13 protein-coding genes and 1 pseudogene are annotated in these 16,716 nt (G+C 40.3%); 5 read left to right on the top strand and 9 right to left on the bottom strand.

Annotated elements, in window-relative coordinates:
• Positions 1 to 44: 44 nt before the first annotated feature.
• The 4 genes from B5G52_RS12980 to B5G52_RS12995 form a co-directional block, all read right to left on the bottom strand.
• Entirely contained in the window at positions 45 to 1,352 is a 1,308-nt protein-coding gene (locus B5G52_RS12980; RefSeq protein ID WP_087533073.1) for an MFS transporter, read from the bottom strand.
• A gap of 282 nt (positions 1,353 to 1,634) precedes the next feature.
• Positions 1,635 to 2,513: an NAD(P)-dependent oxidoreductase gene (locus B5G52_RS12985; protein ID WP_087533074.1), complete on the bottom strand. Its 879-nt coding sequence runs from the start codon at positions 2,511 to 2,513 to the stop codon at positions 1,635 to 1,637.
• 652 nt (positions 2,514 to 3,165) lie between these two features.
• A complete protein-coding gene (mutM, locus tag B5G52_RS12990; protein WP_087533075.1) occupies positions 3,166 to 3,978 on the bottom strand; it encodes a bifunctional DNA-formamidopyrimidine glycosylase/DNA-(apurinic or apyrimidinic site) lyase in 813 nt (270 codons plus the stop codon).
• Position 3,979: 1 nt separating this feature from the next.
• Entirely contained in the window at positions 3,980 to 4,495 is a 516-nt protein-coding gene (locus B5G52_RS12995; protein ID WP_087533076.1) for a hypothetical protein, read from the bottom strand.
• A gap of 165 nt (positions 4,496 to 4,660) precedes the next feature.
• Here B5G52_RS12995 and B5G52_RS13000 point away from each other — a divergent pair, with 165 nt between their 5' ends.
• The gene (locus B5G52_RS13000) at positions 4,661 to 5,587 is read left to right on the top strand and encodes a manganese-dependent inorganic pyrophosphatase (protein WP_087533077.1); all 927 of its coding nucleotides are present in this window, start codon (positions 4,661 to 4,663) and stop codon (positions 5,585 to 5,587) included.
• A gap of 181 nt (positions 5,588 to 5,768) precedes the next feature.
• On the opposite strand, the pseudogene B5G52_RS13005 reads toward B5G52_RS13000, so the two are convergent.
• The 5 genes and pseudogenes from B5G52_RS13005 to ftsY all read right to left on the bottom strand — a co-directional run bounded on the left by B5G52_RS13005 (position 5,769) and on the right by ftsY (position 12,792).
• A pseudogene (locus B5G52_RS13005) lies at positions 5,769 to 7,648 on the bottom strand (methyl-accepting chemotaxis protein).
• A 407-nt stretch (positions 7,649 to 8,055) separates the two neighbouring features.
• Entirely contained in the window at positions 8,056 to 8,919 is an 864-nt protein-coding gene (gene rpoH / locus B5G52_RS13010; protein WP_087533078.1) for an RNA polymerase sigma factor RpoH, read from the bottom strand.
• Between the two features lie 225 nt (positions 8,920 to 9,144).
• On the bottom strand, positions 9,145 to 10,131 hold the full coding sequence (gene ftsX, locus B5G52_RS13015; RefSeq protein WP_087533079.1) for a permease-like cell division protein FtsX: 987 nt from the start codon (positions 10,129 to 10,131) through the stop codon (positions 9,145 to 9,147).
• Positions 10,128 to 10,805 (bottom strand): cell division ATP-binding protein FtsE, encoded by a 678-nt coding sequence (gene ftsE / locus B5G52_RS13020; RefSeq protein ID WP_087533080.1) that lies wholly within the window; start codon positions 10,803 to 10,805, stop codon positions 10,128 to 10,130. Before ftsE ends, ftsX begins: the two co-directional genes overlap by 4 nt.
• A 58-nt stretch (positions 10,806 to 10,863) precedes the next feature.
• Entirely contained in the window at positions 10,864 to 12,792 is a 1,929-nt protein-coding gene (gene ftsY, locus B5G52_RS13025) for a signal recognition particle-docking protein FtsY (protein ID WP_087533157.1), read from the bottom strand.
• Positions 12,793 to 13,252: 460 nt separating this feature from the next.
• On the opposite strand from ftsY, the gene rsmD reads away from it, so the two are divergent.
• The 4 genes from rsmD (at position 13,253) to dnaG (ending at position 16,613) form a co-directional block, all read left to right on the top strand.
• The gene (gene rsmD, locus B5G52_RS13030) at positions 13,253 to 13,852 is read left to right on the top strand and encodes a 16S rRNA (guanine(966)-N(2))-methyltransferase RsmD (protein WP_087533081.1); all 600 of its coding nucleotides are present in this window, start codon (positions 13,253 to 13,255) and stop codon (positions 13,850 to 13,852) included.
• Between the two features lie 163 nt (positions 13,853 to 14,015).
• Positions 14,016 to 14,231, top strand: coding sequence for a 30S ribosomal protein S21 (gene rpsU / locus B5G52_RS13035; protein ID WP_002957797.1), 216 nt, complete (start codon positions 14,016 to 14,018; stop codon positions 14,229 to 14,231).
• Between the two features lie 20 nt (positions 14,232 to 14,251).
• Positions 14,252 to 14,698, top strand: coding sequence for a GatB/YqeY domain-containing protein (locus tag B5G52_RS13040; protein ID WP_087533082.1), 447 nt, complete (start codon positions 14,252 to 14,254; stop codon positions 14,696 to 14,698).
• A 163-nt stretch (positions 14,699 to 14,861) separates the two neighbouring features.
• Positions 14,862 to 16,613 (top strand): DNA primase, encoded by a 1,752-nt coding sequence (dnaG, locus tag B5G52_RS13045; RefSeq protein ID WP_087533083.1) that lies wholly within the window; start codon positions 14,862 to 14,864, stop codon positions 16,611 to 16,613.
• The last annotated feature ends 103 nt before the right edge of the window (positions 16,614 to 16,716 follow it).

A 16,716-nucleotide genomic window follows, 5' to 3' on the forward strand; every position in this document is an offset into this window, starting at 1 on the left:
AAGCTTCACCACCTTGGTGGTAAAACTTAACAGTTACAGTTTAATTATTGTGGCTTTTTAAGAGGCTCTATTTTTGGAATTAATATCCAAACTGCTGCCATCGCAATAATAGCTAACGAAGCACCGATAATAAATGCAGGAGTATAGTTACCGCCCGCAGTTAAGATTGGCACTAACGATGTAAGGCCAACCGCACCCAATTTAGCAGCCATACCTGAGAAACCAGATAAAGTACCCACCGCTTTTTTGCCCAACAAATCACTTGGTAAAGTTTGTACATTACCGATTGCGGTTTGAAAACCAAATAAGATCACAGCCATAATCATAACAGCGATTGCTGGTGCACCAGGGTTTGCCATAGCGAGTAACGCCGGTAACATGATTAAACAGCCTAGAGTAATTGTTAACTTACGAGTTTTATTAGTACTCCAACCTGCTTTAAGCCTATTTTGCGCAAGTAATCCGCCAAACCAAGCACCAAACATAGCACCTACATAAGGCACCCAGCCGTAAATACCAATGGCTTTGACGTCCATACCATATACTTCGTTTAAGTAAATTGGGATCCAGAAAACAAACAACCACCAAATAGGGTCAATCGCAGCAGAGGCAATAATTACACCCCAGCTTTCTTTACGAGAAAGTAGCTCACCTGTAGAAGGGTTATATTCTTCAACTTCTGCAGAAGATGCATCATTAGGATCAGCGGTGCGGCGTTGGCCTGTTAATATATATTCACGTTCTTCTTCAGTGATCCAAGGGTGAGAGCCTGGTGGCGCTTTTACCAATACTAACCAAGGTACAAGCCATAAAAAGCCCATTGCACCCACAAGTACAAACACCATCTGCCAGCTAAAATAAATGGTTAAATAAGCGATAAGTGGAATCGCTATAATGCCACCAATAGCAGCACCAGAGTTAAATATACCTTGCGCTAAAGCACGTTCTTTAGTCGGAAACCATTCTGCATTACCTTTCGCTGCGCCTGGCCAGTTACCAGCCTCGGCAACACCTAAGATAGCGCGGAAGATACTAAAGCTTAAAACCCCTTGCGCGAATGCATGAGCAATTGTCGCCAGTGACCAAACACCAATAGAAAGCACAAAGCCAAACCGTGTACCAACCCAGTCAAATATCTTACCAAAAATGGCTTGACCAAATGCATAAGCAAATACAAATACGATTGAAATATTAGCGTAAATTTGCTTTCGCTCTAACGCTGATTTATCAGGGAATAAGTCTTCAACAATGTCAGGCCAAAGTACACTTAGTGCCTGACGGTCGATGTAGTTAATTATGGTAGCAAGCGCAATCAGCGCAATAACCCACCAGCGTAAACCTTTAAGTTTCATAGTTAATCCTTAAGAAAAGTCTTCACGTAAAATGAATTAATTCTGCTTTTAGCTATCACTCTACGAACAAAGCCTCATTAAGTTAACATTAATTAAATGTTTGGTTAACCACTTCATATTATGACAAAAGTTGTTCTGCACAATTATTAATAAAGTCATAATTTAAAGTAGGCTAAATCTAGCTAACTAATATCAAGTGTGTGTGTGGTGCTTTAACCACCGACTCATTAAACATAACAAACCGGTGGTTAACTAAAGCGCCGAGTTATCTTACTTATACAATTACTTTTCTAACTTTTTAAAGTAATCAAAGATCTCAGGTACGTTACCTTGACCCATACCAGCATCAAATGCTGCTTGTAAGTTTGCAGAAGAGCCTTCAGCAATCTTTGACTCAGTACCTAAGTCTGCAACCATTTGTAGGAAGTAACCTAAATCTTTATTTGCATTAGCAATTGAAAAGCCAAGGTCACTTACGTTATCTACAGCGTAATTCTTACAAAACTGCATAAATGGTGAATTAGATGGACCTGTCGACATGATGTCGAATAATTGTTGTCTATCAACACCTGCACGATCCGCCACAGCAAAAGCTTGCGACATTGCACACACAGTGGTCATACCCATAAAGTTATTGATTAACTTAGTTGTATGGCCTGCACCAAGTTCACCTAAATGGAAAACATTTTCGCCTTGCTCATCAAGCACTGGCTTAACTTTATTAAAGGTATCAATATCACCTGATGCCATAATGTTTAGTAGGCCATCTTTAGCGTGCGCTGGAGTTCTACCTAAAGGAGCATCAATCATGCCTACACCTTTATTTGCTAAATCTGCACCAATTTTCTTAGTCGAAGATGGGATTGAAGTACCAAAATCAACCAGTACTGCACCTTCTTTAATCCCTGCTAAGATACCGTCTTCTGAGTAAACTACTTTTTCTACAATTGCAGAAGTAGTCAAACAAAGCATGACAATATCTGCGCCTGCAGCAAGTTCCTTCGCACTATCTGTGGTTTTTGCGCCTCTGGCAACACATGCCGCCACAGCATCTTTATTAAGGTCCATTACAATCAGCTCATAGCCTTTATTTTGTAAGTTTTCGACCATATTGCCGCCCATTAATCCTAGGCCGATAAAACCGATGACTGGTTTAGACATGAATAACTCCTAATCTGTTGGCGTATGTTTATTGGTAAGTACAAAATTATACTTACCTTTATAAAACTAACGCAGTGTCGCTGTTTGAATTCTGTAAAGTTACTTTCATTCACGCGATACAATTTTGCGAGTACGCATAAATAGCTAAATTAACACTCGTAAAATACGCGTTAAGAGTAACTTTGGTTATATACTGATATAGCTCTGACACAAAAAACCAGAGCTTACCAATCGGTATGTAAAAACATTATTACTATATATCCAACTTGTCAACCAATAAGCAATATTTGTAAAACAAGTGATTTTCAATTTAACTACAGTTATTTGACCACGATGAATGACAATACAGCACAGAAGAACTTGAAAAGAAAACTTAACCTGCTATTTTTGAAGAAAATTTCAAAAGATAAATTGGTAAAATGGAAGTGAGAAAATATTAAATCTAGAGTTAGGTTATTAACCAGCTCAATTGACTGAACTGGTAATAAGCATGTGGTTTAAACTAAAGTATAATAAGTTAATCGGTATTGCTCGACAGCAAGAATGTAGCTGTACAACTGAAGATGGTACATGCTGAGAATAAACTATCCATAGTAAAATATATTGGCCTCCCTTTTAATTAGTATTACGTTTTATCGACAGTATATTTTTGCTATGAACGTTGGCACTTGCTGCAAAATATCGTGCTACGTTGTCCTAAACGGATTTCGGTTAACTCCTTATGGCACACAAAACAAGGCTCACCTTTACGGCCATACACAAGTAACTGCTGAGCAAAGTAACCTGGTTTACCATCACTTTGGGCAAAATCTTTTAATGTGGTGCCACCTTGAGTGATTGCTGACGCTAAAGTCTCTTTAATAATAGGCACTAATTTTTGATAACGCGCTAAAGATACTTTACCTGCTTCACGTTTTGGGTGAATGCCCGCTTTAAATAGAGATTCATTGGCGTAAATATTCCCCACTCCCACCACTACAGCATTGTCCATTATAAATTGCTTAACCGCCGTTTTTTTGTTGCGTGATTGTTCATACACACGTTTAGCTGTAAATTCATCTGTTAGTGGCTCAGGGCCAAGTTTACTCAATAATGTATGACATTCTTTTGGGGCTTGCCATAAGCAACAACCAAATCGTCTTGGATCGTTTAACCTAAGTGCTTTTCCATTTTCAAAAATAAACTCAATATGGTCATGCTTTTTAAGTGGTTCTGCTTTATCAACAACCCGTAAATTCCCTGACATACCTAAATGCAAAATCACGCTACCAAGCTCACAGATAAGCAGTAAATATTTCGCCCTGCGCTCAACAGCAACAACAGGAAGGTTAGCTAGTTGGTACACTTCGTCAGGCACTGGCCAGCGCATGTTCGGGTTGTGAATATTCACCTTAACCACGGTTTGTTGCAAAATATGGGGAGTTATCCCCATTCGGCTCACTTCAACTTCAGGTAACTCAGGCATACTAGTTAGACTCACTCGGTAAAAATTCAAAACTTACAAATAACTGTTGGGCTTTATTTGCATCAATCAAAAATACCCGTTGCGTACTTTTATCTAACAAATAATAACCTTGTGGTGCGCTGTACAACTGATAAAGCCAGGGTAATTGCTCGCCTGCTAACCAAAGCGTTGCAACTGTTATTGGCTGAGTTAATTTTGCAGGGGATACCTCGCTCACACTTAACTCTGCGCCTTGCCAATCATTTATAAGTTTAACGATGTTTTCTTGATTTGCAGACCATTCGCTGCTGGTTGGATTTTCGAGCAGAAGCAGACTTCGCCACGCCGTACCTATTCTTTCAACTTTTTGCTCAGGAAAGCTCAGAGCAAGAATAAAACTTTGCGCAGGCAAAAGAGTTTGTATGCTGGGCTGCTCAGGCACACTGTTAAGCTTTTTATGAAGACCATTAAAAAAGAAGATCATCAATAACATAGAGAAGATTAAAACATTATTCCATGCTTTGCGGCTAAGCTGCATCTTATACTCTTTTAAAAAGATTCAAGTAGTGAAAGTGTAACTAAAAATAGTAAATAATGGCACCGGTAAATTTGTTATTGGTTATTACAAAAATTCACCTATGTTGAATGTGCCAAAGCACGATTACTTTGCTAGAATATCTGCAAATTTTAAGGAGCTCCGTCAATGTCAATGTATGTAGTGGGTCACAAAATCCCAGATTCTGATTCTATTTGTGGTGCAATTGCACTAGCCTATTTAAAAAACCAAATCGATGAGCCAGCAATACCAACTCGTCTTGGTGATGTTTCGCCAGAAACACAGTTTATTCTTGACCGCTTTGGCTTTGAAGCACCTGAACTTAAATTAAGCTATGCCGGTGAAGATGTTTACATAGTTGACCATACAGAAAAAACACAAGCCCCTGATGATATTGATCAAGCCCGTGTTGTTGGTGTGGTAGATCATCACAAACTAGGTGACTTAACATCATCAACTCCCCTTGAGTGTTGGATCCGCCCTGTTGGCTGTTCAAACACTATCATTAAAATGATGTATGACTTCTACAATGTTGAAATTCCAAAAGACATTGCTGGCATCATGATGTGTGCAATTTTAAGCGACACCGTTATTTTTAAATCACCAACCTGCACGACCGCTGATATCAAATGTGTTGAAGCACTGGCTGAAATTGCCGGTGTTGAAGACTTTAAAGAGCTAGGCATGGACATGTTCCGTGTTAAATCTGCGGTTGAAGACACTCCCGCTCGCGATTTAGTAATGCGTGACTTTAAAGACTTTAACATGAACGGTAAGTTAGTGGGTATTGGTCAATTAGAAGTTATTGACCTTGCTGTATTTGATGAAATTAAAGCAGACCTTGAAGCTGACATTGCGCTTCTTAAAGAAGAAGGTGGTCGTCACTCAGTATTTTTACTACTAACCGACATCATGAAAGAAGGCTCACAAATGCTAATTGCATCTGATGATGCAACACTTGTTGAAACTGCTTATGGCGAAATCCCTAAAGACGGTAAAGTATGGCTTGATGGCGTTTTAAGCCGTAAAAAGCAAGTAGTACCACCACTGCAAGATGCTTTTGCAAAGCATTAAGAACTAGCTACAAGAATGATATGACTCTGTGCGATTATAGAGTCATATCACACCCACTCTGTCGCCAGACTATTTTTCTATCATAATTAATCACTTAAAACTTAGCGAGGGCATATTTAATCACCCCCACATACTTAAAGGTTTTCTAACTTGATACTTCCCCTTAAACAAACATGCTGTTTTACAGAATAAAAGTAGCGACTTTTTCATTCAGGTTAGCGGCACGATCTTTAAGTATTTTAGCTTGGCTTAAATGATCCGTTGCTGATGACGTGATTTCATCCGTCACATCTTTTATCGCGACTGTATTTCTAGTTATTTCATTAGTTACCTGAGTTTGCTCTTCTGCTGCAACGGCAATTTGCCCTGCCATATCAGAAATCTCATTCACTGCTTGAGTTATTTCATCAAGTGCCTTTGCCGCTGCATTAACATCATCAACACTATTGCTTGCTAACCCCTTGCTACTACCCATTAAGCTTACCGCTTGTTTTGTGGTATTTTGCAAAGTTTCAATTGTTGTATAAATCTCAGCCGTTGAATTTTGAGTGCGATGTGATAGTACTCGCACTTCATCTGCGACAACAGCAAAACCACGCCCTTGCTCTCCAGCACGTGCCGCTTCTATAGCTGCATTCAACGCTAATAAATTAGTTTGTTCAGCAATTTCCTGAATCGTGGTAAGAATACTTGAGATTGCTTGTGCATGCTGACTTAATTCACCAATAACCACTGTGGTTTCATCTATTTCAGAGGCTAATGAGTTAATTGTCGTTCTGGTTTTATCAACCAAGCTTTTACCCTCAATACTGCTTTGCGCAGACTGCTGTGACGCTGCAGCGGTATTTTCAGCATTTGCTGCTATTTCATGTGTGGCACTGGACATTTCGGTAACAGCTGTAGCGACCATAGTGACTTCTTGCTGCTGACGCTCTAATTCCTCTACGCTAGAATGATTTGTTAGCAGGCTTTTCTCTGCATCTAAATCCAAATCAATGGCTAGCTGACGAATATGGCTAATTAATTGATGCTGGCTACTGACAAATGAATTGAAACTGTCCGCTAATACTCTGACTTCATCTTGGCTATCAACACGGATACGTTGAGTTAAGTCTCCATTTCCCTCTGCAATACGTGATAATGCTTGCGATACACGGCTTAGAGGACCTAATAATAACGTTAGTAACCAAGATATAGATAATACACTAACTATTAATGCGATAGTCGCGAGCCCTAATTGAGTGACCATTAAGCGCACCAGCGGAGCTTCTAATGTTTGTTTATCAAGAACAAAAATAAGTTGCCAATCAGTATTAGAAATTTTTTCACTCCATAATAGTTTTTCGCTATTTTCAGTTTCAAAATATACTGGCGTTAATTGACCCGCTTGGTTACTCGATTCAATTAGCCTATTGTTTAACTTACTCTCAATATTGGTTATCTTTCCCATCAGTTTACTCGCATCTTTATAAGCAATGACGGTTCCATCATCATGTATCATGATGGCATGACCATTAGCTGGTAAAGACATATTGCTAACACTATCGACAATACTAGCAATTGATACGTCACCGCCAACGACCCCATTGCGAGCTGGCTGAGCAATACTCACCACAAGTAAATTAAAAGCTACATCTAAATAAGGCTTAGTAATAATACCTTGTCGAGCTTGTTGTGCTTGTTGATACCAAGGACGAGTCCTCGGATCGTAGCCGGTACGATCTATACGCGGATCTGAATCCATCATCACCCCGTCACGATCACCATAATAAGTTAACTGAAAATCGCCTGATGCTTGTGCTTGTTGTAAAGCATTAAGCGTATCACCGCCAACTTTATTGGCTAGCGAAGCGATAACTCGTTGGCGATCTGCCAACCATGCTTCGATACGATCCGCTTGCTGTTTGCCTGTTTGCCTGTTTGCCTTACACTATCAACGCTACTTTGTAGCAACAACGCTTTTTGTGTGAAATAGCTATACCATGATAAAAGTCCAACAACAATTACAAGGGCAAGGACAACGGATAATAATATTTTTTTCTTTAGTGAATATGAGTTCATATTGAGTGCTAATACTGATTTTAATTAAATAGAAACGGAGATAAATACAGCTTGGGGTTAGCTTAATTTAGAGTATGAATTGAGAGACAATCTCAACCTTGTTTTATTTTCGCATACAAGCTTAAAAAACAAATTAAAATCAAGACATTAGGAGCAATTTTAAAACAAGTGATATGGATAAAATGTAAAACTTAAATTAAAAATCTACCGACTGTAAATAAATAACTTGGTATAAAAACGGTATGTATATTTTTATTTAAAATACTGTTTTTATCACCTTCTGTAAAAGGGCTTGATGGGATTTTTCTCGAGCTTATGACTTATCGCTTAAAACTTGTAGCCCCCCCTAAACACAAAAAGCCCCGCATTTTCATGCGGGGCTTTCAAATTCTATACAATATTAAGCGTTAGCTCATTGCTGCTTGTAGCTTTTTCATCGCTGTTTTTTCAAGCTGACGAACACGCTCTGCTGAAACGCTGTACTTTGCAGCTAGCTCTTGTAGTGTTGCTTTTTCATCAGATAACCAACGAGCGCTTACAATATCTTGCGAACGTTCGTCGAGTGTTTTTAATGCGCTAAACAAACGTGTGTGAGATTGCTCTTGCCACTGCTGTTGTTCAACTTCTTCAGCTAAATCGTTACTACCGTCAGTTAAATACTGTACTGGTGAGTAAGTGCTGCTTGGTGCGTCGTCATTATCGTCGCTCGTTAAGTCAAAGCCCATGTCTTGGCCGCTCATGCGCGATTCCATTTCACGTACTTCTTTTTCACTTACACCTAGCTCGCTTGCTACAGTTGCAACCTCAGCTTGGTTAAACCAGCCTAAACGCTTTTTATTTTTACGTAAGTTAAAAAACAACTTACGCTGTGCTTTAGTGGTCGCAACTTTAACGATACGCCAGTTTTTAAGCACGAATTCGTGAATTTCTGCTTTTATCCAGTGCACTGCAAATGAAACCAAACGTACACCCACTGACGGGTCAAAACGTTTTACTGCTTTCATCAGACCGATGTTACCTTCTTGAATCAAATCAGCTTGTGGTAGGCCATAACCTGAATAACCTTTAGCAATATGCGCCACGAAACGTAAATGAGACATGATGAGTTGCTTTGCAGCATTAAGATCGCCGTCTTCCTGTAAGCGGGTCGCTAACTCTTTTTCTTGCTCAGCCTCTAGCATAGGTATTGTACTTACCGCTTGTAGGTAACCATCAATACTTGCGCTTTGCTGTCCAACTGTGAGTGCCATTGCGTATATATCTTTACTCATTTTTCACCTCGGTGATAAACATTTTAAACCATCTTAGCACTCTTTAACCGAGAGTGCTAACTTCAATTTAAATCTTTTTTTCGATTGAAGCAAGTGGTTTTTTTGATGTTTTTTATTGTACTTTAAACGTCTGAATATGCGATGAATTCTAGCTTTATGACGAGTTGATAAAAACAACGGAGGGTTATTATTACCAACTCGCTAATTGATGATACACACCAATTGTTACACTTTATCAGGTTCAATTTCTTTTATATAACGATTAACGGATAGGTAGGAGCCAACAAACCCTAAAGTGGTTGCTAGTAACACTAAAGAGCCAAATTCAACTAGGCTTAAGCCTATTAGATCGAAGCTTGTTTGATACACCCCTGCCACCTCAGTGACAGCCGAGCCTAACCACCACATCATGAGTGCAACACAAATAAACGCAAACAAACCACCGATAATACCATACCAAATACCCGTCCATAAAAATGGCGCGTGTATAAAGGTGTTGGTTGCCCCTACGAGCTTCATTACTTGTATTTCCTCTTTTTTATCCATGATAGATAAACGAATGGTATTGCCGATAATTAAAGTAACTGAAGTAAGCAGTAATAAAGCAATAGTGATCACACTTTCTTTAAGTAAACTTAGTAATGCATTTAAACGCTCAAGCCATGCAATATCTAATTTGCCAAAGTCTACTTCACGTTCTTTTTCAAGCTTAATAAGTAACGCTTGGGCAGCTTGTGGTTGACGGTGGCGCGAGGTCGGTGTCACTAGCACTACATCAGGCAGTGGATTGGAATCTAAATACTCTAGTGCTTGGCCAAAGCCAGAAACTTCTTTAAACTCAACTAATGCGTTTTGTTTCGAGATAAATGTGACGTTATCAACCTCTGGGTATAATGCGAGTCGCTTAACTAATGTTTGCGTTTCTTGTTCGCTCATTGACTCTTTAACAAATAATGAGATCTCAGCAGCTTCTTCAAAACCGCTGCTAACTTGCTGTACATTTTTAACCACCAAATAGAGCGTAGCTGGTAGAGTTAAGCTTAAGCCCAAAACAGCAATGGTCATCATTGACGCCATAGGTGTGCGCCACATTTCACCTAAGCTATGAACTCCCTGACGAAAGATATTCAATACAAAAAAGTAGCCAGCAGCTATAAATGATTTTTTAGCGCGCTCATTTTGGCTTTGTCGCCCTTTAAATAACAAGCTCATAGTGTTGCCTCTGCCAATGGATCTTGACTCATGCGGCCATCTTTTAAGGTAAGGCTGCGATAACGCATACGTGAGATAAGCCCTAAATCATGAGTCGCAATGAGTACTGTTGTACCGTGTTTATTAAAGTCTTCAAATAAACGCAGTATATCCATTGATAATTCAGGGTCTAAGTTACCGGTAGGCTCATCGGCAAGTAATAACGGCGGTGAGTTCACGATGGCACGGGCAATACCTACACGCTGCTGCTCACCACCAGAAAGAGTGGATGGATGGCACTTTACTTTATCTAGTAAGCCAACTTTATCTAGCGCGCCGTGCACTCGCTTTTCGATTTGTTTATGGTGCGTACCTTCAATAATCAGCGGCAAAGCAACGTTATCAAAAATGGTATGACGTTCTAATAAACGGTGATTTTGAAAAATTATGCCGATATCGCGGCGAACGTATGGGATCTGTCTTGATTTAACTGCGCCTAAGTCAACGCCATTGATCAACACCTGCCCAGCGGATGGGCGTTCCATTAAGCTAATTAATTTAAGTAAGGTACTTTTACCAGCACCACTGTGACCGGTTAAAAAAGCTAGTTCACCTGGTTTTACATGAAAGCTCACTTTTTCCAGTGCTCGGTGGCCTCCTGGGTATGTTTTACTGACTTGCTGAAAATTTATCATTCTTATCCCTCAGCTAAAAAAGGCTTAAACCAGTTTAGTTTAAGCCCCTTTTTTAAATTTATGCTTCATCCTCGTCTTGGCTAAACAGCGCATCGATAAAGTCGTTACTATTGAATGCTCTTAAATCATCAATACTTTCACCAACACCAATATAGCGGATCGGAATATTAAACTTATCAGCGACAGCGAAGATAACACCACCTTTAGCTGTACCATCTAATTTAGAAAGTGTAATACCTGTTAAGCCAACACACTGATTAAATAGATTTACTTGGCTAATTGCATTTTGGCCAGTACCTGCATCGATAGTTAACATTACTTCGTGAGGGGCATCTGGGTCTATTTTTTTCATTACACGGGCTATTTTTTCAAGCTCTTGCATTAAATTATCTTTATTTTGCAAGCGCCCTGCTGTATCAGCGATTAACACATCAACATTACGCGCCTTGGCCGCTTGGAAGGCGTCAAATACCACAGATGCACTATCCGCACCGGTATGCTGCGCAATCACAGGGATTTCATTACGCTCACCCCATACTTGCAGCTGCTCAACTGCCGCTGCACGGAAGGTATCACCGGCTGCAAGCATCACTGATTTGCCTTCGTTTTGGAATTGCTTAGCAAGCTTACCTATTGTGGTGGTTTTACCGACTCCATTAACACCGACCATTAAAATAACAAATGGCTTTTTGTCACTCGGGATTTCTAATGGTTGCTCTGCTGTTTTAAGCATAGTCGCCATTTCTTGCTTCATCAGCTCATAAAGCGCATCACCGTCTTTTAGCTGCTTTCGATCGGCTGCATCCGTTAAACTGTCGATTAACTTCATAGTCGTATCGACACCTAAATCAGCGGTTAGCAATTGTGTTTCTAACTCTTCAAACAGCTCATCGTCAATCTTCTTACCACTAAAAATTGACGCAAAACCAGATCCTATATTTAGCTTTGTTTTAAGTAAGCCTTTTTTAAGGCGAGAGAAAAAGCCTTCTTTTTTAGGTTTTTCTGCTTTTTTGGCTTCATCGCTGGCAAGCTCGGCAGTTAAGCGCTCTTGTTCTAGGCGCTCTGCCTCAGCCTCTGCTGCAATACGTTCTTGCTCTACACGCTCGGCCTCTGCCTGCTCTGCTGCAATACGTTGTTGTTCTACACGCTCTGCCTCTGCCTGCTCTGCAGCAATACGCTCTTGCTCTACACGTTCAGCTTCTGCTTTTTCTGCAGCAATACGTTTTTGTTCTAAACGTTCTGCCTCTGCTTTTTCTGCGGCAATACGTTGTTGCTCTAATTCGGCATCACGCTGAGCTTGCTCTGCAGCTTTGCGTTCAAGTTCCAAACGCATTGCTTCTTCTTGCTGTGCTAAACGATCTGCTTGCTCACGACGAAGCTGTTCAGCCTGCTCTGCTGCAAGTAGCTGCTCATGCGCTTTTTCTGCCGCAATGCGCTCTTGCTCTACACGTTCTGCATCGCGCTTTTCTTGTGTAATGCGTTGTTGCTCTAACTCTGCGTCATGTTGCGCTTGCTCTGCGGCTTTGCGTTCAAGTTCCAAACGCATTGCTTCTTCTTGCTTTGCTAAACGATCTGCTTGCTCACGACGAAGTTGCTCAGCCTGCTCTGTTGCGAGTAGCTGTTCATGCGCTTTTTCAGTTGCAATACGCTCTTGCTCTACACGCTCAGCTTCTGCTTTCTCTGCAGCAATACGCTCTTGCTCTACACGTTCCGCTTCTGCTTTTTCTGCAGCAATACGCTCTTGTTCTACACGTTCCGCCTCTGCTTTTTCTGCAGCAACGCGCTCTTGCTCTACACGTTCCGCTTCTGCTTTTTCTGCAGCAATGCGCTCTTGCTCTACACGGTCAGCTTCTGCTTGCTCTGCAGCAATACGCTCTTGCTCTGCTAATTGCTTTTGGTTATCAGCCTCTGCTGCCTGCTCTGTTTGTTGTTTATTTTCTGATTTGCCAAAACCTAGCCAAGACAGGAATTTACTTTTTTTTGCCATAGTTGCTAATAACCACTTATAAAAATCTGATAAACTAATGCAAATAGTTTTATCTGAACCCGCTTTAAAGCCATTGATAAAACTATTGCCCAAGGGGTTTATACCCAAGCCAGCTCAAGATGCAAAATTCAGCGTTTCACAGGAGCTTAATATCAAGGCGTTACTTTGCAAGAATGGCCATCCCTTTTAAGAAGTAACAACGATGAGAGTAAGTGCCTGTGAAGCGCCCAATGGGTTGGTTTAAAAGCGATGTATACTGCGTTATTGATTTTAACAATAGAACCACTATTACTTGCAATCAATGCCTTGCCTAAATCGCTTTTAATTCCAACTGAAACTCGTATCTTGAGCTTGTTTGGGTATATAGTAACACTTTTAGCGCAGTTGAAAAATGACGCGCTACAATATCAGTACAATATTATCTGAGCCGCGTAACAGATACCATTTTTTAGTGAGCTAAATGAGAAAAAAATCACCACAAAAAAAACCAAATAACAAATCAAATGATGGCTTTATTCGAATCATCAGCGGGCAGTTTCGCAATCGTAAGTTACCTGTTAAGGATGTACAAGGATTGCGTCCAACGACCGATCGTATAAAAGAAACTGTTTTTAACTGGTTAATGCAAGATACCCGAGATGCTAAAGTACTCGATTGCTTTGCAGGCTCAGGCGGGCTGGGCTTTGAAGCACTCTCTCGGTTTGCTCACAGCGCCACATTTTTAGAAATGGACAATTCAGCCAGTGCGCAATTAAAAACAAACGCGCAAACACTTAATTTGAATAATGCAGACATTCATTGCACCGATAGTTTGCGTTATTTAGGTCAAAACACCAACGAACAACAATTTGATTTAGTTTTTGTTGACCCGCCTTTTCGCCAAAACTTAGCTAAACCATGCTGTGATTTACTGATAGAAAATAACTGGTTAAGTGAAAATGCGTTGATTTATGTCGAAGTTGAAAGTGAACTTAACAATTTAGATCTTCCTAGCAGTTGGCTGTTATTAAAAGAAAAAATTGCAGGGCAAGTACTTTGTCGCCTGTATCAATTTCAGTAAAATTAGCAACATAGCGATATTTTTCGTTTACTATTAGAACAGACAATATTTATCCTTTACATGTGGTGTGGCTTCGGATTACAATACCGCACCATTTTTGAACCACTTGATCATTGTTTGATCAACTTGAGCAACGCTCATTATTTAGGTAGGTGAATTTTTAATGCCAGTAATTAAAGTAAGAGAGAACGAACCGTTTGACGTAGCACTTCGTCGCTTCAAGCGTTCATGTGAAAAAGCAGGTATCCTTTCAGAAGTTCGTCGTCGCGAGCACTATGAAAAGCCAACAGCTGAGCGTAAGCGTAAAAAAGCTGCAGCGGTTAAGCGTCACATGAAGAAGCTTTCTCGCGATAACGCACGTCGCGTTAAATTATACTAATAGTATTAGGTCTTGTATAAATGAGCCTTTTAATAAAGCTAAAAGATGCACAAAAAGATGCGATGCGAGCAAAAGACAAAACACGTCTTAACCCTATTCGTATGGTACTTGCTGCAATCAAGCAGCGTGAGATTGACGAGCAAATAACACTTGATGATGACGGTATTACCGCGGTCTTAGTGAAGCTTGTTAAACAACGCCGCGATTCTTACACTCAGTATAAAGATGCTGGGCGTGATGATTTAGCTGAAGTTGAAGCCAGTGAAATTAAAGCACTTGAAGAGTTTTTACCTCAACAATTGAGTGAAGACGAAATCATTGCTCTCATTGATGCGGCTATTGCTGATACTAACGCAGCAGGTATGCAAGACATGGGTAAAGTAATGGGTATAATCAAAAGCAAAGCTGAAGGTCGCGCCGATTTAGGTAAGATTTCTGGCTTAATTAAGCAAAGATTAACGGCCTAATACGCCCACATACATAAAGTATGATTGAAGCAAACCGAGCCAAGTGCTCGGTTTCTTCGTTTTTAGCTTTAACAAAAATAGCATTTGTGTTCAAATCTAAATTTGCAGAACTAAAGCTAGTTCGTTCATCTTTTTCTATTTATTTCAGGACTACACTTTACTAATGGCCGGAAAGATCCCACGAAATTTTATTGACGATTTACTCGCCAGAACAGACATTGTCGAGCTCATTGACTCTAAAGTTGGTCTTAAAAAAGCCGGTAAAGATTACCAAGCGTGCTGCCCTTTTCATAACGAAAAGTCTCCGTCGTTTACTGTTTCGCAAGATAAACAGTTTTACCATTGCTTTGGTTGTGGCGCTAACGGCAACGCAATCTCCTTTGTAATGGAATACGATAAACTTGAGTTTGTTGATGCAATTGAAGAACTTGCCAGCTTATTAAACCTCGATGTACCACGCGAACAAGGTAACACCAGCTCAGGCCCACAAAGAACAGCAGAACAAAAACGTTCAGATTACGACTTAATGCTACACGCCGCCCGCTTTTATCAGCATCAATTAAAACATCATGCAAATTCTGCTGAAGTTATTGAGTATGTAAAAGGCCGTGGGTTAAGTGGCGAAACCGTTAAAAAGTTCATGATTGGCTATGCACCAAGCGAATGGGAAGGCTTATGCCAACAACTAGGCCGTAACAAAGAACAAAAAGAGCAACTAGTAGAGCTAAAACTTGCTTCAGAGAAAACCCCTGGCAGGCAGTTTGATTTTTTCCGCGACCGCTTAATGTTTCCCATCCGCGATAAACGAGGTCGTGTAATCGCGTTTGGTGGTCGTGTTATGCAAGCCGACCAAGGTCCTAAATATTTAAACTCCCCTGAAACCCGTATTTTCCACAAAGGCTTTGAGCTATATGGGCTTTACGAGGCAAAGCAAGCGCATAAAAAGCTCGAGCATATTCTTATTGTTGAAGGCTATATGGACGTGGTCGCGCTCAGTGAGCAAGATATAGAGTACGCGGTAGCGGCTCTAGGCACTGCAACAACGGCTGAACACATGCATACTTTGTTTAGAACCACAGACAAAGTAATATGTTGTTATGATGGTGACCGTGCAGGTCGCGATGCCGCTTGGCGTGCGCTAGAAAATGCGCTGCCTTATTTGACTGATGGTAAAGCACTGCAATTTGTATTTTTACCTGATGGCGAAGACCCTGATTCATTAGTACAAAAAGAAGGCAAAGATGCGTTTGAACAACGTTTAGCCCAAGCTGATGATTTCACCCAAGTACTGTTTAATAAACTAAGCCAAGAAATTGATTTAACAACAGATGCAGGCAAAGCAAAGTTACTTAGTGCGGTACTGCCTCTGGTAGAAAAAATCCCTAGTGAGTTTTATCAGGAAAATTTACTTGAGCAACTAGGGCGATTAATTGGGCGCACAAAAGAGCAGCTAAATAGTCGCTTAAAAACACCGAAACAACAGCACTCTATTGAGCGTAAGTTTAAAATAACACCGATGCGTCGCGCAATTGGTTTATTAGTTCAGCACCCAAATTTAGCAAACGCAGTGCCTTATTTACCCGACCTCGCGCAAATGAATATCGGGGGTATCGCTCTGTTGATTAAATTACAGCATTACGCATTACAAAAAGGCACTACTACCGCCCAACTACTTGAGGCGTTTAGAGAAAGCCCAGAATATGAAGCACTTATAAAACTTGCAACGTGGCGCCATGAAATAAATGACGACCGGTTAGAGGATGAATTTAAAAATACTTTTAAATTTATTGAAGATCAGTGTTTAAATTATCGACTCGAGACCCTATTAATAAAGGACAAGACCCAAGGGTTAAATAGCGATGAAAGACTTGAGTGTCATTTATTAACTCAAGCGCTAAAAGGCACTAACAGCTAGCCAAAATTGATTTTTATTGCTATACTGTGCTATTCACTGCGTCGAATTATACTTAGCTTGGCTTTATATGTAAGCAAGCTGGCGCCTGTTGTATCAACTTATC

The organism is Pseudoalteromonas sp. A601 (assembly GCF_002165575.1).
Taxonomy (GTDB): domain Bacteria; phylum Pseudomonadota; class Gammaproteobacteria; order Enterobacterales; family Alteromonadaceae; genus Pseudoalteromonas.